General features: G+C 66.3%; 18 protein-coding genes and 6 pseudogenes. 12 read left to right on the forward strand and 12 right to left on the reverse strand.

Translation table 11 applies throughout. The features are described from left to right. Positions 1-30: 30 nt before the first annotated feature. The gene (gene flhD, locus G4G28_RS16075) at positions 31-348 is read right to left on the reverse strand and encodes a flagellar transcriptional regulator FlhD (protein WP_182989025.1); all 318 of its coding nucleotides are present in this window, start codon (positions 346-348) and stop codon (positions 31-33) included. A 632-nt stretch (positions 349-980) separates the two neighbouring features. On the opposite strand from flhD, the pseudogene kynU reads away from it, so the two are divergent. From kynU to G4G28_RS16100, 4 genes and pseudogenes are all read left to right on the forward strand, one after another. Then, positions 981-2236, forward strand: a pseudogene (gene kynU, locus G4G28_RS16085) (kynureninase). A 17-nt stretch (positions 2237-2253) separates the two neighbouring features. Continuing rightward, entirely contained in the window at positions 2254-3096 is an 843-nt protein-coding gene (kynA, locus tag G4G28_RS16090) for a tryptophan 2,3-dioxygenase (RefSeq protein ID WP_182989028.1), read from the forward strand. A 24-nt stretch (positions 3097-3120) separates the two neighbouring features. Then, positions 3121-3666 carry an alpha/beta hydrolase gene (locus G4G28_RS16095; RefSeq protein ID WP_183107580.1) on the forward strand — a complete coding sequence of 182 codons (546 nt, stop codon included), beginning with the start codon at positions 3121-3123 and terminating at the stop codon, positions 3664-3666. Between the two features lie 69 nt (positions 3667-3735). Next, positions 3736-4827: an acyltransferase gene (locus G4G28_RS16100; protein WP_182989029.1), complete on the forward strand. Its 1092-nt coding sequence runs from the start codon at positions 3736-3738 to the stop codon at positions 4825-4827. A gap of 171 nt (positions 4828-4998) precedes the next feature. Here G4G28_RS16100 and htpG read toward each other — a convergent pair whose 3' ends face one another. The 3 genes from htpG to G4G28_RS16115 form a co-directional block, all read right to left on the reverse strand. Further along, complete coding sequence (gene htpG, locus G4G28_RS16105) at positions 4999-6918, reverse strand: molecular chaperone HtpG (RefSeq protein ID WP_182989030.1); 1920 nt, start codon at positions 6916-6918, stop codon at positions 4999-5001. Between the two features lie 168 nt (positions 6919-7086). Further along, positions 7087-7335 (reverse strand): hypothetical protein, encoded by a 249-nt coding sequence (locus G4G28_RS16110; RefSeq protein WP_210283265.1) that lies wholly within the window; start codon positions 7333-7335, stop codon positions 7087-7089. Then, complete coding sequence (locus tag G4G28_RS16115) at positions 7332-7520, reverse strand: hypothetical protein (RefSeq protein ID WP_183107582.1); 189 nt, start codon at positions 7518-7520, stop codon at positions 7332-7334. Before G4G28_RS16115 ends, G4G28_RS16110 begins: the two co-directional genes overlap by 4 nt. 568 nt (positions 7521-8088) lie before the next feature. On the opposite strand from G4G28_RS16115, the gene G4G28_RS16120 reads away from it, so the two are divergent. The 4 genes and pseudogenes from G4G28_RS16120 to G4G28_RS28480 all read left to right on the forward strand — a co-directional run. Continuing rightward, the gene (locus G4G28_RS16120; RefSeq protein WP_182989032.1) at positions 8089-8550 is read left to right on the forward strand and encodes a RidA family protein; all 462 of its coding nucleotides are present in this window, start codon (positions 8089-8091) and stop codon (positions 8548-8550) included. A 133-nt stretch (positions 8551-8683) separates the two neighbouring features. Continuing rightward, entirely contained in the window at positions 8684-9889 is a 1206-nt protein-coding gene (locus G4G28_RS16125) for a PLP-dependent aminotransferase family protein (RefSeq protein WP_182989033.1), read from the forward strand. 184 nt (positions 9890-10073) lie between these two features. Then, the gene (locus G4G28_RS28475) at positions 10074-10256 is read left to right on the forward strand and encodes a hypothetical protein (protein ID WP_229425128.1); all 183 of its coding nucleotides are present in this window, start codon (positions 10074-10076) and stop codon (positions 10254-10256) included. A gap of 44 nt (positions 10257-10300) precedes the next feature. Next, positions 10301-10366 (forward strand): annotated as a pseudogene (locus G4G28_RS28480) (hypothetical protein); the annotation flags it as partial. Positions 10367-10447: 81 nt separating this feature from the next. Here G4G28_RS28480 and G4G28_RS16135 read toward each other — a convergent pair. From G4G28_RS16135 to G4G28_RS16160, 8 genes and pseudogenes are all read right to left on the reverse strand, one after another. Continuing rightward, a complete protein-coding gene (locus tag G4G28_RS16135) occupies positions 10448-10816 on the reverse strand; it encodes an EF-hand domain-containing protein (RefSeq protein WP_183107583.1) in 369 nt (122 codons plus the stop codon). Then, positions 10813-12162, reverse strand: coding sequence for a S10 family peptidase (locus tag G4G28_RS16140; protein WP_229507679.1), 1350 nt, complete (start codon positions 12160-12162; stop codon positions 10813-10815). The genes G4G28_RS16135 and G4G28_RS16140 overlap by 4 nt, the downstream gene beginning before the upstream one ends. Before the next feature lie 707 nt (positions 12163-12869). Then, positions 12870-13235, reverse strand: a complete 366-nt coding sequence (locus G4G28_RS16145; protein ID WP_182989036.1) for a hypothetical protein — start codon at positions 13233-13235, stop codon at positions 12870-12872. A gap of 133 nt (positions 13236-13368) precedes the next feature. Then, on the reverse strand, positions 13369-14934 hold the full coding sequence (locus G4G28_RS16150; protein WP_183107584.1) for an FGGY-family carbohydrate kinase: 1566 nt from the start codon (positions 14932-14934) through the stop codon (positions 13369-13371). Then, positions 14924-15394 (reverse strand): glycerol-3-phosphate dehydrogenase C-terminal domain-containing protein, encoded by a 471-nt coding sequence (locus tag G4G28_RS28485; protein WP_229425646.1) that lies wholly within the window; start codon positions 15392-15394, stop codon positions 14924-14926. Before G4G28_RS28485 ends, G4G28_RS16150 begins: the two co-directional genes overlap by 11 nt. A gap of 93 nt (positions 15395-15487) precedes the next feature. Next, positions 15488-15730, reverse strand: a pseudogene (locus tag G4G28_RS28490) (FAD-dependent oxidoreductase); the annotation flags it as partial. An 82-nt stretch (positions 15731-15812) separates the two neighbouring features. Next, a pseudogene (locus G4G28_RS28495) lies at positions 15813-16559 on the reverse strand (FAD-dependent oxidoreductase); the annotation flags it as partial. Next, positions 16556-18149, reverse strand: a pseudogene (locus G4G28_RS16160) (FAD-binding oxidoreductase). The pseudogenes G4G28_RS16160 and G4G28_RS28495, both read right to left, overlap by 4 nt. Before the next feature lie 70 nt (positions 18150-18219). Between G4G28_RS16160 and G4G28_RS28500 the strand changes: the two are divergent. From G4G28_RS28500 to dapD, 4 genes and pseudogenes are all read left to right on the forward strand, one after another. Next, positions 18220-18816 (forward strand): annotated as a pseudogene (locus tag G4G28_RS28500) (AraC family transcriptional regulator ligand-binding domain-containing protein); the annotation flags it as partial. Positions 18817-19112: 296 nt separating this feature from the next. After that, positions 19113-19268, forward strand: coding sequence for a helix-turn-helix domain-containing protein (locus G4G28_RS28505; protein ID WP_308600806.1), 156 nt, complete (start codon positions 19113-19115; stop codon positions 19266-19268). 83 nt (positions 19269-19351) lie between these two features. After that, positions 19352-20572 carry a succinyldiaminopimelate transaminase gene (gene dapC / locus G4G28_RS16170; protein ID WP_182989039.1) on the forward strand — a complete coding sequence of 407 codons (1221 nt, stop codon included), beginning with the start codon at positions 19352-19354 and terminating at the stop codon, positions 20570-20572. A gap of 17 nt (positions 20573-20589) precedes the next feature. Beyond that, positions 20590-21414, forward strand: a complete 825-nt coding sequence (dapD, locus tag G4G28_RS16175) for a 2,3,4,5-tetrahydropyridine-2,6-dicarboxylate N-succinyltransferase (protein WP_182989040.1) — start codon at positions 20590-20592, stop codon at positions 21412-21414. Positions 21415-21451 lie beyond the last annotated feature (37 nt).

Below are 21451 nucleotides of genomic sequence, written 5' to 3' on the forward strand. Positions count from 1 at the left end.
AACATGCCTGGCGCATGAGCGCCGGGGCAATTACACGATTTCTTCGGCAGGCTGGCCGGCCATCAGGATGGCGGCGTGCGATTGTGCCAGCGCACGATCCTTGCTGTGGCTGGTCAGCATCGTCAGGATCGCGGTGTCGTCGAAGCGGAAGCGGGCCAGCATCATGTTGCCGCCGGCGAGCTTCAGGATCTGGGCATTGCTCATGCCTTCGATCAGGTCGGCGATGTCGGCCGAGATGCCCAGGCGGAAGATAGCGGTGACCTTGTCGGCACGGATCATTTGCTGAGCCAGCATCAGGTAGCTCAGGTTGGCATCACGGATTTCAGCCATCATGTCGTTTGCAGTCATTTTTATCTCCATCTTCCTGTTTGAACCTGGCGCAAGTATTTGCGGTTAATTCGTGTTGCCAGTGAGATAGATTCTGACTGTAGAGAAACTTTTGGGGAATCGGACGGACACTGTATTTTGCGTCCGGCAAAGACGACAGCATCCGTAGGAGTTTGTCTTACAAACCCTTGCAGATGGGGGATGCGCTCCTATGAAAAAGGAGGCGGAGATCATGTAGCGAAGCGCCCTGTTCCGACTTGCTCGATAGTTGCCGGAACGGCTCATGTGTTGGTTTACGTCAACTCATCCATGAACTTTAGGGTGATTTCCAACTTTTTTTCACCGTGCTTCCTGCTGCTCAAGCTCTTTAACGGCGGCCTCCGGAAGAACTTTAGGGGTGTTGAAAAATATTTTTGAAATATTTTTCGACCACGTCTTCTGCCCTTCTGTACCCTTAACGGCGGGTTCGGCGGGAACTTTAGGGTGTTCGACAATTATTTTTCGATACATTCCAAACATTCGCATGCACGGCGGGTACCGGCGTCAAAAGATGTTAAATCGTCATCCTCGATCGTCGGCGCTCGCGCTTTTCTTGTTACACTGCCGCCGAACGCCGTCCAGCGCACCCGACTTGATCCCATCCATATAAAGATATGAACAACAACATCACCCGCGCCGATTGCCTCGCGCGCGACGCCCAGGATCCGCTGGCGCCCCTGCGCGACCGTTTCGACCTGCCGCCCGGCACTATCTACCTCGACGGCAATTCCCTCGGCGCCCGCCCACGCGCGGCGCTGGTCCCGCGCCCAGGACGTGGTGGCGCGAATGGGGCCAGGATCTGATCAGGAGCTGGAACACGGCCGGCTGGTTCGACCTGCCCAAGCGCCTCGGCGACCGCCTGGCGCCCCTGATCGGCGCCGGTACCGGCGAAGTGGTCGTCACCGACACCACCTCGCTGAACCTGTTCAAGGCCCTGGCCGCCGCGCTGCAGATCCAGGCCCGGGGGCCGGCCAGCGCCCGCCGCGTCATCGTCACCGAACGCAGCAACTTCCCGACCGATATCTACATGGCCGAGGGCCTGACCCGCTGGCTCGAGCGTGGCTATTGCCTGCGCCTGGTCGACTCGATCGACGAACTGCCGGCCGCGATCGACGCCGACTGCGCCGTGCTGATGCTGACCCATGTGAACTACCGCACCGGCTACCAGCACGACATGGCGGCGCTCACCCGCCTCGCGCACCAGAACGGCGCCCTCGTCGTCTGGGACCTTGCCCACTCGGCCGGCGCGGTGCCGGTGGACCTGCGCGGCGCCGAAGCCGACTTCGCCGTCGGCTGCACCTATAAATACCTGAACGCCGGTCCCGGCGCTCCCGCCTTCATCTGGGTACCGCAGCGCCACCAGGCGCAGTTCGCGCATCCGCTCACGGGCTGGTGGAGCCACGCGAAACCCTTCGCCATGGCACACGGCTTCGAGGCCTGCGAGGGAATCGGCCGCGCGCTGTGCGGCACCCAGCCGGTGCTGTCGCTGTCGCTGGTCGAATGCGGCCTCGAGATTTTTGAAGAGACCAGCATGGACGCCATCCGTGCCAAGTCCCTGGCCCTGACCGACCTCTTCATCGCGCTGGTCGAAGCGCAGTGCGCCGGCCATCCGCTGGGCCTGGTCACCCCGCGCGAGCACGCGCGCCGCGGCAGCCAGGTCAGTTTCACCCATCCGCATGGCTATGCGGTGATGGCGGCATTGATCAAGCGCGGCGTGATCGGCGACTACCGCGAGCCGGAGATCATGCGCTTCGGCTTCACACCCCTGTACACCAGCTTTGCCGACGTCTGGGACGCGGTGGCGATCCTGAAGGAACTCCTCGACCGCGAAGACTACGACGTGGCCGCCGAACGCAGCAACGTGACCTGATCCTTTTCGAGAACCGCATGAACGACACCGATACCAAGCCGGCCGAGTGGCACGGCGCCAGGATGGATTTCAAGGAATCGATGAGCTATGGCGACTACCTGGGCCTGGACCAGGTCCTGTCGGCCCAGCACCCGCTCTCGCCGAACCACAACGAGATGCTGTTCATCATCCAGCACCAGACCAGCGAGCTGTGGATCAAGCTGATGCTGCACGAACTGGCGGCCGTGCGCGAGCAACTGCGTGCGGGCCAGCTCGATCCCGCCTTCAAGATGCTGGCGCGCGTGGCCCGCATCATGGACCAGCTGGTCCATGCCTGGGATGTCCTGGCGACGATGACGCCGTCCGAATACACGGCCATCCGCCCCTACCTCGGGGCCTCGTCGGGCTTCCAGTCGCACCAGTACCGCGCGCTCGAGTTCATCCTCGGGAACAAGAACCCGGCCCTGCTCGCCGTGCACGAGAAGCGCCCGCAGTCCCACGCCGTGCTGGCGCAGGAACTGCACGCGCCGTCCATCTACGACGAGTCGGTGCGCCTGCTGGCACGCGCCGGCTTTGCCATCGCCCCCGAACGCCTCGAGCGCGATACGACCCTGCCTACCGAGCATGACGAGTCGGTGAAGCTGGCCTGGCTGGCCGTCTACCAGGATCCGGACAAGCACTGGGGCCTGTACGAACTGGCCGAGAAGCTGGTCGACCTGGAGACGGCCTTCCGCTTCTGGCGCTTCCGCCACGTGACGACGGTCGAGCGCATCATCGGCTTCAAGACCGGCACCGGCGGCACGGCGGGCGTGAGCTACCTGCGCAAGATGCTCGATGTGGTGCTGTTCCCGGAACTGTTCGCGCTGCGCACGGCACTCTAAGCCTGACTGACCAACGGGGGCGCCATGGATTATGACGTACTGATTCTTTCCGGCCTGTGGAATTCGGGCCCGCAGCACTGGCAGTCGCACTGGGAAGCGCGCCATCCCGCGTGGCGGCGGGTGCAGCACCGCGACTGGAACGCGCCGCGGCAGGAAGAATGGGTGGCCGAACTCGATGCGGTCGTTGCCACCTGCAGCGGCGCGCCGGTACTGGTCGGACACAGCCTGGGCTGCATGCTGGCCGTGCAGTGGGCGCAGTCCGGTTCGCCCCTGCGCGCGGCCGGCGCCTTCCCGGTGGCGCCCAGCGACGTCGAAGCCGCCTCCTACCCGATCGACGCCAACGGTTTCACGCCGATCCCGATGGCGCGGCTGCCCTTTCCCAGCATCGTCGTGGCCAGCACGAACGACGAATACGTGACACGCGAACGCGCCCGGGCCTTTGCGGACGCCTGGGGCAGCCGTTACCTGGAGATCGGCGACGCCGGCCATGTGAACGCCGACAGCGGCTACGGCGACTGGCCCGAGGGAGAGCGCATGCTGCAGGACTTCCTGGCGCAGCTGCGCGGCTAGCGTCCACCCAGCCGTGCGCGCCGTGGGCCGAGGCGCGCTATCATGGCGGCTGCATAACCGGGCGCAACCATGGTTCCTCCGCCACCTCCGCTCTCCAGAGCACTGTCGCTCTACCTCGACTGCTGCCGCCTGCTCGCGGCCGTGCTGGTCGTGGCCAGCCACCTGGAACCATACGGGGTCATTGCAGACGGTAACGCCTGGTGGCTGAAGCTCGGGCGCGAAGCCGTCATTGTCTTCTTCGTGCTGTCCGGTTTCGTCATCGCCTACACCACCGAACAGAAGAACCCGACCCTGCGCGACTATTGCCTGGCACGCTGCACGCGCATCTATTCGGTGGCCCTGCCCCTGCTGCTGCTCGCCTTCGGCGCGGCGGCGTTCCTGTCGCTGGCCAAGCAGGCGCAGTTCTACCAGCTCGCCAAGCCCTGGCTCTACCTGCCGCTGCACCTGCTGTTCATGGGAGAACTCTGGACCATCTCCGAGCCGCCGCCACTGCTGGCGCCCTACTGGTCGCTCGGTTACGAGGTCTGGTATTACGTGCTGTTCGGCGCCCTGTTCTACCTGCGCGGCAGGCGGCGCCTGGTGGCAGCCACCTCGGTGCTGCTCTTCGTCGGGCCGAAACTGTGGCTGCTGCTGCCGGTGTGGGCGAGCGGGGTGCTGCTGTATCGCTGGCAGCGCAGTGAAACGCCGGCGCACACGCTGGCGCGCCCGCTGGCGCTGCTCGGCTGGTGCGCAACGCTGGCGCTGCTGGTGCTGTTCAAGCTCTCCGATCTCGATACCGCGCTGCGCGCCTATGCCAATGCCCACTGGCCCTTCCCCGGCCTGCCCCTGAAAAGCGCCGACCGGGTACTGGCCGACTACCTCGTGTGCCTGCTGGTGCTGGCCAACTTCCTGTGCGCGAAGAGTGTCGGTTTCACGGGGCTGCTGCGCGTGGAAAAGCCGATACGGGCGCTGGCCTCGTATACCTTCACGCTGTATCTCGTGCACGCCCTGGTCATGCGCCTGTGGCTGATATTGTATGCGCACCAGCGCTCGGACCCGGTCGACGTGAGCGCCCTGATCGTGCTGATCGTGGCCTCGACCTGGGTGATCGGGCACATCACGGAGCAGCGCAAGGCCTGGTTCGGGGGTCTGTTTGCCAGGCTCGCGGCGCGCCCTACGTAGGGTGGGCTCTCGAGCCCACGCGGATCTGCGGCTGCGTTCCACGACATCTCTGATCAACCGCCGTAGCGCGTGGCACAAGTGCCCACCCTACGAGCCCCGCCGTTCACCGTTGACGATGCAGACGAAAAAAAACCGGGCCCGCAGGCCCGGTCTTGCATGATACGGTGACGCTTACCTGGCGCCCGCCAGCAGCATCTCGTTCATGCGTTTCACGAATGCCGCCGGGTCGGAGAGGCTGCCGCCTTCGGCCAGCAGGGCCTGGTCGAACAGGATGTGCGACCAGTCGCCAAAGCGCGGGCTTGCCGCGTCCTCGTACTTCAGGCGCGTCACCAAGGGGTGGTTCGGGTTGATCTCGAGGATGGGCTTCGATTCCGGCGCATTCTGGCCGGCGGCTTTCAGCATGCGTACCAGGTTGGCCGACAGCTCGTGCTCGTCCGCCACCAGGCAGGCCGGCGAATCGGTCAGGCGGAAGGTCACGCGCACATCCTTGGCCTTGTCCGCCAGCGCGCCCTTCATGCGTTCGACCAGTTCCTTGTACTGGGTCTCGGTCTCCTCGTGTTCCTTCTTCTCGGCTTCGTCTTCGAGCTTGCCGAGATCGAGGCCGCCCTTCGCCACCGACACCAGTTCCTTGCCGTCGAAGTCGTTCAGGAAGGACAGCATCCATTCGTCGACGCGGTCCGTCATGAGGAGCACTTCGACACCCTTCTTGCGGAAGATTTCCAGGTGCGGGCTGTTCTTCGCGGCGGTATGGCTGTCGGCGGTGACGTAATAGATCTTGTCCTGGCCTTCCTTCATGCGCGATACATAATCGCCGAAGGACACGGTCTGGTCCGCGCTGTCCACATGGGTCGAGGCGAAGCGCAGCAGCTTGGCGATGCGGTCCTTGTTGGCGCTGTCCTCGCCAATACCTTCCTTCAGTACCTGGCCGAATTCCTTCCAGAAGGTCAGGTACTTGTCCTTGCCTTCCTGCTCCTCGGCGTTCGCCATTTCCTCGAGCATGCCCAGCACGCGCTTGGTCGAGCCTTCGCGGATCACGCGCACGTCGCGCGACTCCTGCAGGATCTCGCGCGAGACGTTCAGCGGCAGGTCGGCCGAATCGATCACGCCCTTGATGAAGCGCAGGTAGGTCGGCATCAGCTGCTCGGCGTCGTCCATGATGAAGACGCGCTTGACGTACAGCTTGATCCCGCCGCGCTTGTTGCGGTCCCACAGGTCGAACGGGGCGTGGCTCGGCACGTACAGCAACTGGGTGTACTCGCTGCGGCCTTCCACGCGGTTGTGGGTATAGGCCAGCGGGTCCTGGAAGTCGTGCGAGACGTGCTTGTAGAACTCGTTGTACTGCTCCGCCGTGACCTCGCTCTTGCTGCGTGCCCACAGCGCGCTGGCCTGGTTGACGGTCTCGAATTCGTCCTTCAGCACCGTCGCCTTCTTCTCCTCGTCCCACTCTTCCTTCTGCATCAGGATCGGCAGCGAGATGTGGTCCGAATACTTGCGGATGATGGATTTGAGCTTCCAGTTCGACAGCAGCTCTTCCTCGCCCTCGCGCAGGTGCAGGATGACGTCGGTGCCGCGGCTCTGCTTCTCGATGGTCTCGATGCTGTAGTCGCCCTCGCCGCTGGACTCCCAGCGCACGCCGTCGGAAACGAAGGCGCCCGCGCGGCGGGTATTGACGATGATTTTCTCGGCGACGATGAAGCCCGAGTAGAAGCCCACGCCGAACTGGCCGATCAGGGCCGCGTCCTGCTTCTGGTCGCCCGAGAGCTTGCTGAAGAATTCCTTGGTGCCGGATTTGGCGATCGTGCCCAGGTGCGAGATCACTTCGTCGCGGCTCATGCCGATGCCGTTATCGGAGATCGTGATCGTCCTGGCATCCTTGTCGAAGGAGACGCGGATCTTGAGTTCGTGGTCGTTGCCGTACAGGGCGTCGTTATTGATCGCCTCGAAGCGCAGCTTGTCGGCCGCGTCGGACGCGTTCGAGATCAGTTCGCGCAGGAAGATCTCCTTGTTCGAATACAAGGAGTGAATCATCAGTTGCAGCAGCTGTTTTACTTCAGCTTGAAAGCCAAGGGTTTCTTTTTCGGCGGACGCCATCTTGTTCCTCGTGGTGATACGGGTTGACGATAAGGTGCTACGGATTGCAGCAATATTGGGTGAGTAGATCGGTTTTCAAGAGGTCTGTTATACAAGAAATCTTACAAAAACCTCAACACTGCAGATCACCCGGTGGCGCAGCCGTCCCGCCTTGTCACGACAAGGGAGCTAGACCCTGGATCCGGCCGCGACGGGTGACGGCGCCAGCATGCGCCGTGCCGCCAGGTGCACGACCAGCGCGCAGCCCAGTGCCAGCGCAAAGGCGCTTCCGAGCGCGCCCGGGCGCAGCTGCAGCGCCAGCGTGACGCAGAACACGGAAAAGCCGAAGTAGCCGGCCACCATGCCGCGTAGCAGGGCCACGGCGCTGGCGCGGCCGCTGCCGGCATGGGCAAAGCCCACCAGCACGGTGCTCATCACGGGGAACATGGCGAAAAACCGGACAGGCGCGCGCCCAGTTGCGTCGCGGCGGCAGTAACGGCCAGCACCAGCAGGGTCGCGGCCAGCATGCGCCACGGCAGGTCGTTGCGCCGCGCGCCGCTGACACCTTCCTCGACCTGCGGGAACAATCTTGAAGCCAGCAGGCAGGCACCCCACACCAGCACGAACGCGACGCCAGGGGCGGACGCGCCGCCTGCAGCGCCGCCACGGCACCCCATAGGCGAGCAGGGCCACCAGCATCGAGCCGGCCACCTGGAAACGGCTCGAGGCCCGTGGCATAGGCGATGCTGAACACGAGGATGGCGAGCACCGCCAGCAGGGTGCCTTCGGCGGCATGCGCCCCGAAGGCGGCGCCCTGTTCCACGCTCAGAGTGAAGAGGATGGGCCCTGCGACGATGGGAAAGGCCGACAGCCAGCCGGCCACTTGCGGCCCCCAGCGCCGGCCGGCCAGGGTGACGAGATAGATCAGGAAGGGAACCAGCGTGAGTTTGAGTGCGAGCACCGGGGTCATGGCCTGGATTCTCCAGTCGAACCGCCCCGCGGGGCAATCCATGATGATAACACCGGGCAATATCGGTTTGGCAACTTCAATCCCTTCGGTGCAGCCGGGTCCACCGTGCAGCGACGGCAGTCAAGGCGGGGCCTCGAGAGGGCGCGCCCCGTTCAGTTTCGGTGTGCAGCAGGGCTTTCAAGTCGTACAATACCGGTCTCATTCACCGCATTGGAATTTTCATGTCCGTCTACGACAAACTCAAGGAACTGAACATCACCCTGCAGCCGGCCGCCGCACCAGTCGCCGCCTATGTCATGTATGTCCAGACCGGCAACCTGATCTTCGTTTCCGGCCACATCGCCAAGAATGCCGACGGTTCCGTCAACGTCGGCCAGCTCGGCAAGGACAAGACCACGGCGGACGGCCAGGCGGCCGCGCGCGCCATCGCGATCGACCTGATGGGCACGCTGCAGGACGCCTGCGGCGGCGACCTGACCCGCGTCAAGCGCATCGTCAAGCTGATGAGCCTGGTGAATTCGACCCCGGACTTTACCGAGCAGCACCTGGTGACCAACGGCGCCTCGGAACTGCTGGGCGAAGTCTTCGGCGACGCCGGCAAGCACGCCCGTAGCGCCTTCGGCGTGGCCCAGTGCCCGCGCGGCGCCTGCGTTGAGATCGACCTGGTCGTCGAAGTGGCGTAACGCCTGCTTCTCGACCAGCACCTGGCGGCGCGGCCGGGCCATCCGCCCTCCTGCGCCGCCAACGACAGGGCGTCCTACCCGGCGCGCCCACCCGGCCGGCAAGGCCCGCGCTTTCCCTCTTAGCGAGACCAGCATGAACAACGAGACGTCGCAACCCATCGAGTGGCAGTTTTCGCAGCGTGCGCAGCAGCTGCAAAGTTCCTTCATCCGCGAGATCCTGAAGATCACCCAGCGCCCGGAAATCATCTCCTTTGCCGGCGGCCTGCCTTCGCCGGCGACTTTCCCGGTCGAGCGCATGAAGGCGGCCTACGACAAGGTGTTATCGGAGACCGGCAAGGTCGCGCTGCAGTACGGCCCGACCGACGGCTATGCGCCGCTGCGCGAGTGGATCGCCAATTCGCTGTCCACCGAAGGAGTGAGGATCGTGCCCGAGCAGATCCTGATGACCTCGGGCTCGCAGCAGGCGCTCGACCTGATCGGCAAGGTCCTGATCGACGAAGGCAGCCGCGTGCTGGTCGAAACGCCGAGCTACCTCGGCGCACTGCAGGCCTTCTCGGTCTACCGCCCGGAGTTCGCCTCGGTCGCCACCGACGACGACGGCCTGGTGCCGTCCTCGATTGCCGATGTGGCCGGTTCAGGTGACAAGCGCGCGCGCCTGCTGTATTCGCTGCCGAACTTCCAGAACCCGACCGGCCGCAGCCTGTCGCTGGCGCGCCGCCGCGAACTGGTCGACACCTGCGCCCGCCTCGGCCTGCCGCTGATCGAGGACGATCCCTATGGCGCGCTGTCGTATTCGGGCGTGCCGATGCCGAAGATGGTGGCGATGAACCCGGACGGCGTCATTTACATGGGCTCGTTCTCGAAGGTGCTGACGCCCGGCATCCGCCTCGGCTACGTCTGCGCGCCGCTGCCTTTGGCGCGCCGCCTCGAGCTGGCCAAGCAGGCGGCCGACCTGCACACCGCCCAGCTCACCCAGATGGTGGTGTACGAGGTGGTCAAGGATGGCTTCCTCGACGAGCACATCCCGACGATCCGCACCCTGTACGGCAACCAGTGCCAGGCCATGCTCGATGCGATGGCCGAGCACTTCCCGGCCCAGGTGACCTGGACCAAACCCGATGGCGGCATGTTCATCTGGGTGACGCTGCCGAAACAGATCGACGCCATGAAGCTGCTCGACACGGCCATTGCCGCGCGCGTGGCTTTTGTTCCGGGCGCGCCCTTCTACGCGACCGACCCGGCCAGCAACACGCTGCGCCTGTCGTTCGTCACCGTACCGCCGGAACGCATCCGCGAAGGCATTGCGATCCTCGGCAAGCTCATCGCCGCCATGCTCTAAGCCGCCCCCGGGCTGGCCGCCATCGGCCAGCCCAGCCCAGCCCGCGCCTGCCCGCGGCGGTCTCGCGTTCCCGGTTGCGCTGTTGCAACAATGGGAACTGACCTCAAGGCAACAATAAATAGCCCGACGACCGACATCGGGGTGTGATTTTGAACGCCATCAAACTGTCCCCGACGACACCGCAATGCCCCATCTCGCCTCAGCAGCCGTCGCGCCTGCCCGTCCGGCTGCCATCCTGCTCGTCGACGACGCGCCGGCGCAACTGGGCGCGCTGCGCTCGATGATGCTGGAACAGGGTTACCAGAGCTTCATTGCCAACAGCGGCGAACGGGCGCTGCCATTGCCCGGCGCGCCCTGCCCGACCTGATCCTGCCCGACCTGATCCTGCCCGACCTGATCCTGCTCGACCTGGTGCTGCCCGGCCTGGACGGCATCGAAGTCTGCCGCCGCCTGAAGTCCCACCCGGCCACGAGCGAAATTCCCGTGATGTTCATGAGCGCGCGCACCGGGACAGAGGACGTCGTCACGGCCTTCGAGTGGGCGCCGCCGATTGCCTGCTTAGCGCCTGTCGGCCTTGGCCCGTGCCAGATGCATGCGCAGGTCGTCGAAGCTGACGGCGCCGCGGCGCGCGGTGTCGATGTCGTCGAAATGCCGGGCAACGAAGCCGAAGCCCTTCGCCTCCTCAGGCGACAATTGTCCATCGCCATTCAGGTCGGCCGCCTTGAACTGCGCCTCCAGCTTCGCCAGCGCCTGCGCACGCAGCGCCGCGCCTGCGGCTGCTGGCGGCGTATCGCGCGGGCGGTTGCGCAAGGCCGGCGGGAGCTGGCCGTCGGCGCCGATCGGCGTCTGCTCTTGCACCGCGGCGGCAGCCGGGGCTAGCACTGACGCCGCACCCAGGAACAGGAAAATGACAGGCATGATCTTCATTGTGCCACCGATACGCTGTTGTAGAAGGCGCGCAGGTCGGCCTTCTGGAGGCGGCGCACGCGGTCGTCGAGATAGCTCATGTGTCCACTGTCGTAGTTGCGGATCTGGACGCCCGCCCCCGCACCCAGCCGCGCCAGGTCCAGCTCGGTCTGGTAGAACGGCGTGGCCAGGTCATGGTAGCCGCTCATGGCCATCACTTTCAAGGCGGGATTGAGCGTCAGGGCGGCGGCCAGGTCCGGGATCGTATCCGGCAGCGTCTTGCCGTCGTGGCTGAAATTCCATTGCGGCAGGACGTTGTTGGAACTGATGTAGGGCGTGGATGCGGTATAGCGCAGCTCGGTCTCGAGATAATTGTGGATGGTGCCGACGAAAGCGTTGTTGACCAGCGTGAGCGAAGGGTCGCCGCCGGCCGCCAACGCACTGCCGCCGGGCGCCTTCACCCTGGCGTCGTAGCGCCCGATCACCTGCCCCGGCAGCAGGCGTGCGCGGTAGCCTCCCGGCGTCATCGAAAAATCCTGGCGCCAGGTCTGCGTCGACAGGCCGGTATAGGCTTGCAATTGCGCCAGCGTCGCCCCGCTTGGCGCCGTTCCGCTGGCGATGTAGGCATTGACCTCGCTGCGGTAAGAGCCGGCGGCGAAGGCGCGCGTTTGCTGCAGTACTGACGAGAAGTCGCTCGGCAGGCTGCCGTTCTGGTGGTAGTAGGACACCGCTGCATAGCTCGGGATATAGCCCTCGCAGCTGACCTGCCCCGGATTGAACATGCCGCAGTTGCTGTTGTAGTTCATGGCGGCCGACTGCAGCATCACGCCGGCGACGCGCACCCCGGCACTCTCGAGCAGGTTGGCCAGCACGGCTGTGCGCGGCGCGCCATAGGATTCGCCGAACAGGTAGACCGGCGACGCCTGCCGGTTGTTGGCGACCAGAAAGCGGCGGATAAAATCGCGGAAGGCTTGCGCGTCCCGGTCGACACCCCAGAACTGGGCGTTGGTATAGGGCGCGATCGCCTGGGAATAACCGGTGCCGATGGCGTCGACGAACACCAGGTCGGAGTGGTCCAGCAGCGTTTCCTGGTTGTCGACCAGCTGTCCGGCGGCAGGCGGCGGCACGGTTGCCGGGAAATTCGTTGCCAGCCGGCGCGGACCGAATGCGCCCAGATGCAGCCAGATCGAGGCCGAGCCCGGGCCGCCGTTGTAAAAGAACGTGACCGGCCGCTGCGTTGCCGGCTGCGCGCCGGCGGTGTAGGCCACATAGAAGAACGATACGGCCGGCTGCCCGGTCTGCAGGTCCGTCGCCGTCAGGTGGCCGGCGCTGGCCGTGTAATCGAGCTGTTTTCCGTCCAGGGTCATTCTCGCCTGAACCTTGGATGCGCCTTCCTGGGCGCTCGCGAGCGCGCTTGTCGCCGCGCCTGAATAGCCGACCGGATCGGCATAACTGCCCGGCAATGCCGCTACCGGCGGCGGCTGCGGCGCCGGATCGCTCCCGCCGCCCCGCCGCACGCCGCCAGTGTGGATGCGAGCAGCAGGCCCGCAAGATGGGGAACTCCGCCGGGGCGGCGCGACTGTCGGGCAGCAGCTTGATGGGCCATGATTGTCCTGGTGGGATAACGGCAAGGATGACCTTGATTATCCACGGACTATGAAATAACTCAACAGCAATCGGCGCGCGGAGGCTGGGATCAGACGGCTGGGGTCAGGTCTGACAAACGGACACGAGCTCTGCCTTTAGCCGCGATATGTGCATCGTACAGCTGAGATCGTGTCCGAATGACAGACCTGACCCCAGGGTTCTCCAAACGGACACGAGCTCTGCCTTTAGCCGCGATATGTGCATCGTACAGCTGAGATCGTGTCCGAATGACAGACCTGACCCCAGGGTTCTCCACGAGCTTCGCGCAGGCAAAGGATCAAACGGCTGGGGTCAGGTCTGACAAACGGACACGAGCTCTGCCCTTAGCCGCGACATGTGCACCGTACAGCTGAGATCGTGTCCGAATGACAGACCTGACCCCAGGGTTCTCCACGAGCTTCGCGCAGGCAAACGCTTCAGGAGGATTTCACGGTTTCGGGCGGGCCGCTTCGCGCACGAGGCCATCCAGGGCTGTATCGCTCAAGGCCTGCAAGTCCTTGAGCGCGGCACCGGAAGCGGTCTTGCTCCCTGTTCCTTCACCAACAATCCGGTAGCGGCCGGCTTCACGATACACGGCGAAGTAGAAGGGACCGGCGGGATTGCCTGCAGCCGAGACAATGACCGCCATCGTCGCGTCATCGCAGCCGTAGACAAGCCACTTTGTTTTTCCGAAGGTTTTTTCCGTTGGCCCGATCGTGCAGCTTTTCTGGCCGCCTGCCTGGCTGGCGGGTTCGCCTGCCGACGCGTTCAACATGACGGCGAAGACCAGTATCAGTGCGCACAGCTTGTTCATCCGCTTCCTTCATCGTTAGCGCGTCGATCGGATCGGCACGTCCGCTCCCCGTCCAGTGCGGACGGGCCATCGGGTTGCCAGTTTAGTCGATAGCTTGCCTGTAGGGAAATATTTTCGAATCGCGGCCAGGCGTTCAAGGCTGGCGCGGATACCCCGTGATCTCGGCAATGTCCCGGTACAAAGGCTGCAGCTGCTTGTACATCCTGCGGTACACGCGCCGGTACAGGCGGTCATAGATGGCCCGGTTGCCTTCGATCGGCTGAAACACGCGCCCTACCCGCGTCATCGCCGCCACGGCGCTGGCGAAATCCGGGTACAGGCCGAGCCCGACGGCCGCGTCGATCGCCGCGCCCAGTCCCGAGGTTTCGTACACGTGCGGGCGCGCCGTCGGTAAACCAAAGATGTCGGCGGTGAGCTGCATGGCCGCGTCGCTTTGCGAGCCGCCCCCCGACACGCGCAGTTCCGTGATGCGCACGCCGCTCCGCTTTTCGATGCGCTCCTTCCCTTCGCGCAGCGCGTAGGCCAGGCCTTCGAGGATGGCGCGGTAGACGTGGGCGCGGGTATGCACGTCGCCGAAGCCGATGATGGCGCCCTTCGCTTCCCGTCCGGGCACGCGGATGCCGGGCGTCCAGTAGGGCTGCAGCATCAGGCCCATCGAACCCGGCGGCACCGATTCGGCCAAGGCGTCGAACAGCTTTTCGGGCGCGATGTCGTCGGACAGGGCGCGCTGCTGCTCGGGATGGCCGAACTGCTCCTTGAACCAGTTCACCATCCAGTAACCCCGAAACACCTGCACTTCCAGGCTGTAGGTGCCGGGCAGCGCACTTGGGTAGGGCGGCACGAAGGGCGTCACCTCGACGTAGCGGCTGCTGGTGGTGTTGATGGTCGCAGTGGTACCGTAGCTCAGGCACCCAACGTGCGGCTCATTGCAGCCGGCGCCCAGCACCTCGCAGGCCTTGTCCGCGGCGGCGGCGAACAGCGGCGTGCCGGCCGGGATGCCGGTGGCACCGGCCGCCTGACTGTCGACCGTGCCGAGGCGCGTGCCGGGGGCAACCAGCTCGGGCAGCATGCGCGCCTCCACCGCAAGCGCCTGCCACTTCCAGTCGCGCGCGCCGGCCCAGCGGTGGCGCTTGTAGTCGAAAGGCAGGTAGCCCACCTGCGAGCCGCTGGAATCGGCGAAGCGCCCGCACAGGCGCCAGTTCAGGTAGCCCGACAGCAGCAGGAACTTGTCGGTCGCGTTCCACACCTGGGGCTGGTGGGCGCGGATCCAGTTGATCTCGGCCTCGCCGCGGAAGTAGTCCACCGTGTTCTTCACCCGCGCGAGGCGGAACGCCGTGCGCCAGAAGGCGCCGATCGGCGGCACGGTGTCGGTGCGGCGCTGGTCGAGCCAGGTAATCGCCGGGCGCAGCGGCTTGCCGTCGCGGTCCAGGTTGACGACCGTGCCGCGCTGGGTCGTCACGGCCACGGCCTGTACGAGCGTGCGGTCGACACCGGGCTGGGTCCAGAGGCCCTGGCAGGCGCTGCACACGGCCTGCCAATAGCCTTCCGGTTCATGCTCGGCCCAGCCGGGCTCGCGCGAAAAATAAGCTTCCAGCATGACCTGGGACTTGGCGACGATGTTCCCGTGCAGGTCGAACAGCAGCGCGCGCACGCTTTGGGTGCCGTTGTCGATGGCGAGGATCAGGGGTTCAGGCTTCATGCGTGGTGCTCGTGCCTGCCGCTGTGGGCAGGCTGTAATGGTTGTTCCAGAGCGACCTGTAGCGTGCCGCTTCCTCGTCCCAGCGCGCATCGAGCCAGCCCAGCTCAGGCTGGCAGATGGCGCGGATGCGCGGCAGGTGTTGCAGCCCTCCCCCACGCAGCAGCAGGCCGAGGCGGGTGCGGCGCAGCAGCAGGTCGTCGAGATGCTCGACGGCTTCTAGGCGCGCGGCCCAGCGCAGCTCGGCCCACAGGGTTTCCGTGCCCGGAATCGCTTCGAGTTCGCCCGGCTGCGCCGCGTCGACCAGGGCTTGCGCCGCCTCGCCATGGCGGCCGGCCAGGCGCCGCAGCACCGGTGCCGCCAGCCTGGCCTCGGTGTGCGGCAAGGCGACCGGATCGAACACGGCGCACGGCGCCAGCGCGTCAAGCCAGCCCGGCAGCTGGCCCCGCGCCTGGCGCAGCACGTCCAGCGCGATCGCGCGGAAGGTCGTCAGCTTGCCGCCGGTGACGCCGACCAGGCCGTCGCCGCACCAGATGGCATGCTCGCGCCCCGCCTTCGATGGCGCGTCGACCGGTCCGCTGTCGACGACCGGACGCACACCGGCGTAGGTGGCGAGGATGTCGCCCTCGTTCAGCGCCAGCTCGGGGAATTGCGCATGCAGGGCCGCCATCAGGTAATCGACTTCGGCGCGCGTGATGACCGCTTCCCGCTCCAGGCCGTCGCCGTGGTCGACGTCGGTGGTGCCGACCAGGGTCGCGCCCTCCCGGGAAAGGCGAACACGGGGCGGCCGTCGCTTGATGCATCAGGCTGATCGCCTGCGCCAGCGGCAGGCGCCAGGCCGGCAGCACCAGGTGGCTGCCGCGCAGCGGGCGCAGGCGCGGTGCCTTGCCGGTGCTAGAGTCCAGCCGGCCCGCCCAGACGCCGCCGGCATCGATGACGAGCCGGGCGCGTACTTCGTAGTCGTTACCCGCAACGGCGTCACGCAGCCGGGCGCCGGCAACCCGCCCGCTATCCGAGACCGGGGACTGCACCGCCAGGTAGTTGACCGCGACGCCGCCATGGCGGCGTGCTTCGCCCAGCGTGCGCAGTACCAGGCGCGCATCGTCGGTCTTCGCGTCCGTGTAGATCACCCCGCCCTGCAGGCCAGCGCGCACGGTGTTCGGTGCGAGCAGCGCGAAGTCGGCGGCGTCCAGCCAGTGCGGCTCGCGCCGGCCGGCGAACAGGTCGTACAGTGCCAGCCCGGCCAGCATGGTGCGGCGCTTCTTCGGGCTGCTGCCGTAGTCGGGAAAGGCAAAGCCCTGGCGCTCGACCAGGCCGGGCGCATCGCGCAGCAGGGCTTCCCGTTCGCGCACGGCTTCGCGCGTGAGTCCCGGGTGGCCCTGCGCCAGGTAGCGCAGGCCGCCGTGGACGAGCTTCGAGGAGCGGCTCGACGTGCCCCAGGCGAAATCGTGCGCCTCGACCAGCAGCGCGCTGAGTCCACGCCGCGACGCTTCCAGCAGGATGCCGGCGCCGGTGATGCCGCCGCCGACGATGAGGATGTCCCATTCGCGCCCGAGCAGCGCCGGCAGCCCGGCGCGCCAGCCGCGCTGCCAGGACAGTGCGCCGTGTGTTCGCACGTCCGCCTTCACGGCGCCACCAGTTTGCCCGGGTTCATGCGCCCGTCCGGGTCCAGGGTACGGAACAGCGCCCGCATCGCTTCCAGCCCCAGTTCGCCCTTTTCCGCCGCCAGCCAGGGCGCGTGGTCGACGCCCACGCCGTGCTGGTGGCTGATCGTGCCGCCTCCTGCGACGATTGCCTCCGACACCGCGCCCTTGAGCGACCGCCAGCGCGCCAGATCGGTCTCGTAGTCGCCGGAGAGGCGGTAGACGAAGGTCGAGTAGACGCTGGCGCCTTGCGGATACAGGTGCGACAGGTGGGTGTAGGCGTGCACGCGTTCGCCGTGCTCGCCCAGGGCAGTAGCGGCGGCACGCTCGATGGCGTGCATCACGCCATCGATGCACGGCCAGTCCGCCGCCGTTTCGACAGTATCGATCGCATAGCCGTGGCCCCAGGCGTTGTTGCGCAGGTAGACATTGCGAAAGCGTCCCTGGCGCCAGCGCTCGCCCATGCCGCGCCCGAGGTGCACGCCGCGCTGTCCGCGGGTGATCGCCAGCGCGGCGCGCAGTGCCGCTTTCGCAGCTGTCTTCTCGCCGCTGGTGCCAATCAGGAGCATGCACTTGTCCTGGCGGCAGCCGCGCCAGCCCGGTAGCGTTCCAGCAGCGCCACCTGCCCCTTGTGGCCGGCCAGGGCCAGCATGGTGGTGGTTTCCATCGGGTTCGACAGGCGCAGCATCGACAGGCCCAGGCGTGCCTGCGCCAGCGTGCGCACGGCCGCCGCGGCCCGTTCCCAGTCAGGGAAAAGACGGCGTGGAAAGCTTCGAAGGCCGGCAGTTTGGTCACGCGCACGGTGACTTCGGTGAGGATGCCGAGCCGGCCTTCGGAGCCGAGCACCATCTCGCGCAGGTCGATGCCGGCGGCCGAGGCGGGAAAGGTCGGTATCTCGAGCGTGCCGCCCGGGGTCTCCAGGCGCCCGCCGGCGAACATGGCTTCGATGCGGCCGTAGCGCAGCGATTGCTGGCCGGACGAACGCGTCACCACCCAGCCGCCCAGCGTCGAATACTCGAACGATTGCGGGAAGTGCCCGAGCGTGTAGCCATGGGCGCGCAGTTGCGCCTCGAGGTCGGGGCCGGTGACGCCGGCACCAAAGGTGGCCAGCTGCGATTCACGGTCGAGCGATATCAGCGCGCGCAGGCGCCGCATGTCGACGCACAAGGCCGGACGCGTCGCATCGAGTACATTGACATGCCCTGCCACGCTGGTGCCGCCGCCATAGGGAATCACGACCGCGCCGCAGGCGGCCGCATAGTCCAGCAGCGCGCGCACCTCCTGCCCGCTCTCCGGGCAGGCCACGCCGTCCGGCACCGCGCCAAGTCGTCCGTGGCGCAGGCGCAGCCAGTCCGGCAGGCTCTGGCCCAGCGCGTGCAAGGCCCGCGCCGGACGCGCCGTGTCGACCAGCGGGTGGGGCGGCAGGCGGCTCGCCTTGACGCCTTCGCATGCCTGCACGAAGCTGGCGTCCCGCGGCCCCGTCCCCGGTCCGATGCGCGCCGCCAGAAAACCCAGCGCATCGTCGTTCAGCGCCACCTCGACCGACTCTTCTCCCCAGCCATTCCACCGTCTCATGCAGGTTTCCCTTTATACTTTTGTCATTGCCGCCAGCGTAAGCGAGAACCCGCCCTGCGTATTGCTCTTTATGACAACACCTTGTCCGATTGCGTCACCCGCGGCGCCCGCTGCGTCAACCCGGCGCGTCACCCGCGCCTACCTGCAGCCGCTGCTCGATACGGCGTCCGCGCGCGGGGTCGCGGCCGGCGAGCTGGCACGCGCCTGCGGCCTGGACCCGGCACTGCTGGCGCCGGAGGTCGAGGAACTGGCGGCCGCCGATTACCTGGCCCTGCTCGACGCGGGTGCGCGGCTGACGAACGACCAACACTTCGGCCTGCACGTGGGCGAGCGCGTGCGTCCGGGCACCTACACCGTGTACGGCCTGGTGCTGCTGGCCTGCCGCGACCTGGGCCAGGTGCTGGAACAGACCCTGCGCTACGAGGCGCTGGCGCACGACCTCGGGCGCTCGCGCCTGGCCGTCGACGGCGGTAATGCCCGCTACGAATGGGTGAGCAGCTTCCCGCAGGCCAGCCGCCACCTGGCCGAAAGCGTCTTCGCCGGCATCCAGACCTTCGGCCGCTGGCTGACCGGCGGCCTGCTGCCGCCCGCACGCATCGCGTTTGCCCATGCGCCCGACGCCGGCACCGACCCGGACGAATACCTGCGCGTATTCGGCACCCTGCCCGCCTTCGGCCAGGAAGCCAATGCCGCGCTCTTCGATGCCGCGCTGCTGGCGCTGCCCGTGCCGAACGCCGACACAGGGCTCTATCCGGTATTGCGCGAGCACGCCGAACGCAAGCTGGCCGCGCGCGCTCCCGATGCCCCGGTCATCGTCGGCCAGGTTCGCGCCGCGATCGAACGCAGGCTGGCGCAGGGGAGCGTGCGCCTGGCCTCGATCGCGCAGGAACTGGGGCTGTCCCCGCGCACGCTGCAGCGCCGCCTGCTGGAGGCCGGCACCAGCTTCGGCGGGTGCTCGACAGCGTGCGCTACGCCCTGGCACGGGATTACCTGCGCCAGCGCAGCCTCTCGCTGGCCGACATCGCCTTCCTGCTCGGCTACCAGGAGCAGAGCGCTTTCACCCACGCCTTCAAGGAATGGTCCGGGGTGAACCCGGGCGCCTGGCGCGACCGCGATTGACCCCTGGCGGCAACACTCCTCTGGCGGCAGGCGGTTTTATCGGCGTTATAATGACCCTTTCGCAATCGCTTTTCGGTATCGTCGTGAATCCACATCTCGCACAACTCCATCCCTACCCCTTCGAAAAGCTGCGCGAGCTGTTCGCCGGCGTGACGCCGAATGCGGCGCTGGCGCCGATCAGCCTGGGCATCGGGGAACCGAAGCACCCGACGCCCGCCTTCATCGAAAAAGCCCTGATGCATGCGGTGGCGGGACTGTCGAATTATCCCAGCACCGTCGGCAGCGAGCCACTGCGCGTGGCGATCGCCGGCTGGCTGGAACGCCGCTACGGCATTCCGGCAATCGATCCAGCGAGCATGGTGCTGCCCGTGAACGGCTCGCGCGAAGCGCTGTTCGCGATCGCCCAGGCCGTCATCGACGCCTCCCGCCCGGAGCCGCTGGTCGTCTGCCCCAACCCCTTCTACCAGATCTACGAAGGCGCGGCCATTCTCGCCGGCGCTGCCCCGTATTTCGTCAACTCCGACCCGGCGCGCAACTTCGCCTGCGACTACGCGAGCGTGCCCGAGGAGGTGTGGGCGCGCGTGCAGCTGCTGTATGTCTGCTCGCCGGGCAACCCGACCGGGGCGGTACTCGGCCTGGACGACTGGCGCGAGCTGTTCGCGCTGTCGGACCGCCACGGCTTCGTGATCGCCGCCGACGAATGCTATTCCGAGATCTACACCGCCTCCACCCCGCCATTGGGTGCGATGGAAGCGGCGCACGCGCTGGGCCGCAGCGAGGGCGAGCGTCCGTATGCGAACCTGGTCGTGTTTTCCAGCCTGTCGAAGCGCTCGAACGTGCCGGGCATGCGTTCCGGTTTCGTCGCCGGCGATCCGGCCGTGCTGAAGAAATTCCTGCTGTACCGCACCTACTGCGGCGGCGCCATGTCGCCCGTGGTGCAGGCGGCATCGATCGCGGCCTGGAACGACGAGACCCACGTGCACGACAACCGCACCCTGTACCGCGAAAAATTCACCCTGATCACGCCGCTCCTGCGCGAGGTGATGGATGTCGAACTGCCCGACGCCGGCTTTTACCTGTGGGCCGACGTGCGCCGCAGCGGTTTGTCGGACACGGAGTTCGCACGCCGCCTCTACGCGGAATATAATGTGACAGTTCTGCCTGGCAACTATCTCGCACGCGACGCGCACGGGATCAATCCAGGCCGCAATCGTATCCGCATGGCACTGGTGGCGGGCGTCGACGAGGGGCTGGAAGCGGCCAATCGCATCGTCCAGTTCTGCCAGGGCTTGCGAGCATCCTGAAACCGAGATCCAAGACCATGACCCAACAACTGCAGAACATCATCGACACCGCGTGGGAACAGCGCGCGGAGCTCAGCCCGTCAAGCGCCCCCGTTGAGGTGCGCGACGCCGTCGCCCACGTGCTCGCCGGCCTCGATGCCGGCACCCTGCGCGTGGCGCAGAAGGAAGGCGGCGCCTGGCAGGTCAACCAGTGGATCAAGAAGGCCGTGCTGCTGTCGTTCCGCCTCGAGAATAACGTACCCGTCGAGGGTGGTGGGATGCAGTTCTACGACAAGGTACCGACCAAGTTCGCCAACTACACGGCCGAGGATTTCGCCAAGGGCGGTTTCCGCGTGGTGCCGCCGGCGGTGGCGCGCCGCGGATCCTTCATCGGCAAGAACGTGGTCCTGATGCCGTCCTACGTCAACATCGGCGCCTACGTCGACGAAGGCGCGATGGTCGACACCTGGGCCACAGTCGGTTCCTGCGCCCAGATCGGCAAGAACGTGCACCTGTCGGGCGGCGTCGGCATTGGCGGCGTGTTGGAGCCGATGCAGGCCAATCCGACCATCATCGAAGACAACTGCTTCATCGGCGCCCGTTCGGAAATCGTCGAAGGCGTGATCGTCGAAGAGAACTCGGTGATCTCGATGGGCGTGTACATCGGCCAGTCGACCAAGATCTACAACCGCGAGACGGGCGAAGTGAGCTACGGCCGCGTCCCTGCCGGTTCGGTCGTGGTGTCGGGCAGCCTGCCTTCGGCGGACGGCAAATACAGCCTGTACTGCGCCGTGATCGTCAAGCAGGTCGACGCCAGGACGCGCGCCAAGACCGGCGTCAACGAACTGCTGCGCGGGATCTGATTCGCGTTTGATCGAGCTGCATTGGACGTAGGGTGGA

The sequence above is a fragment of the Massilia sp. Dwa41.01b genome (assembly GCF_014171775.1).
Lineage (GTDB): Bacteria > Pseudomonadota > Gammaproteobacteria > Burkholderiales > Burkholderiaceae_D > Telluria.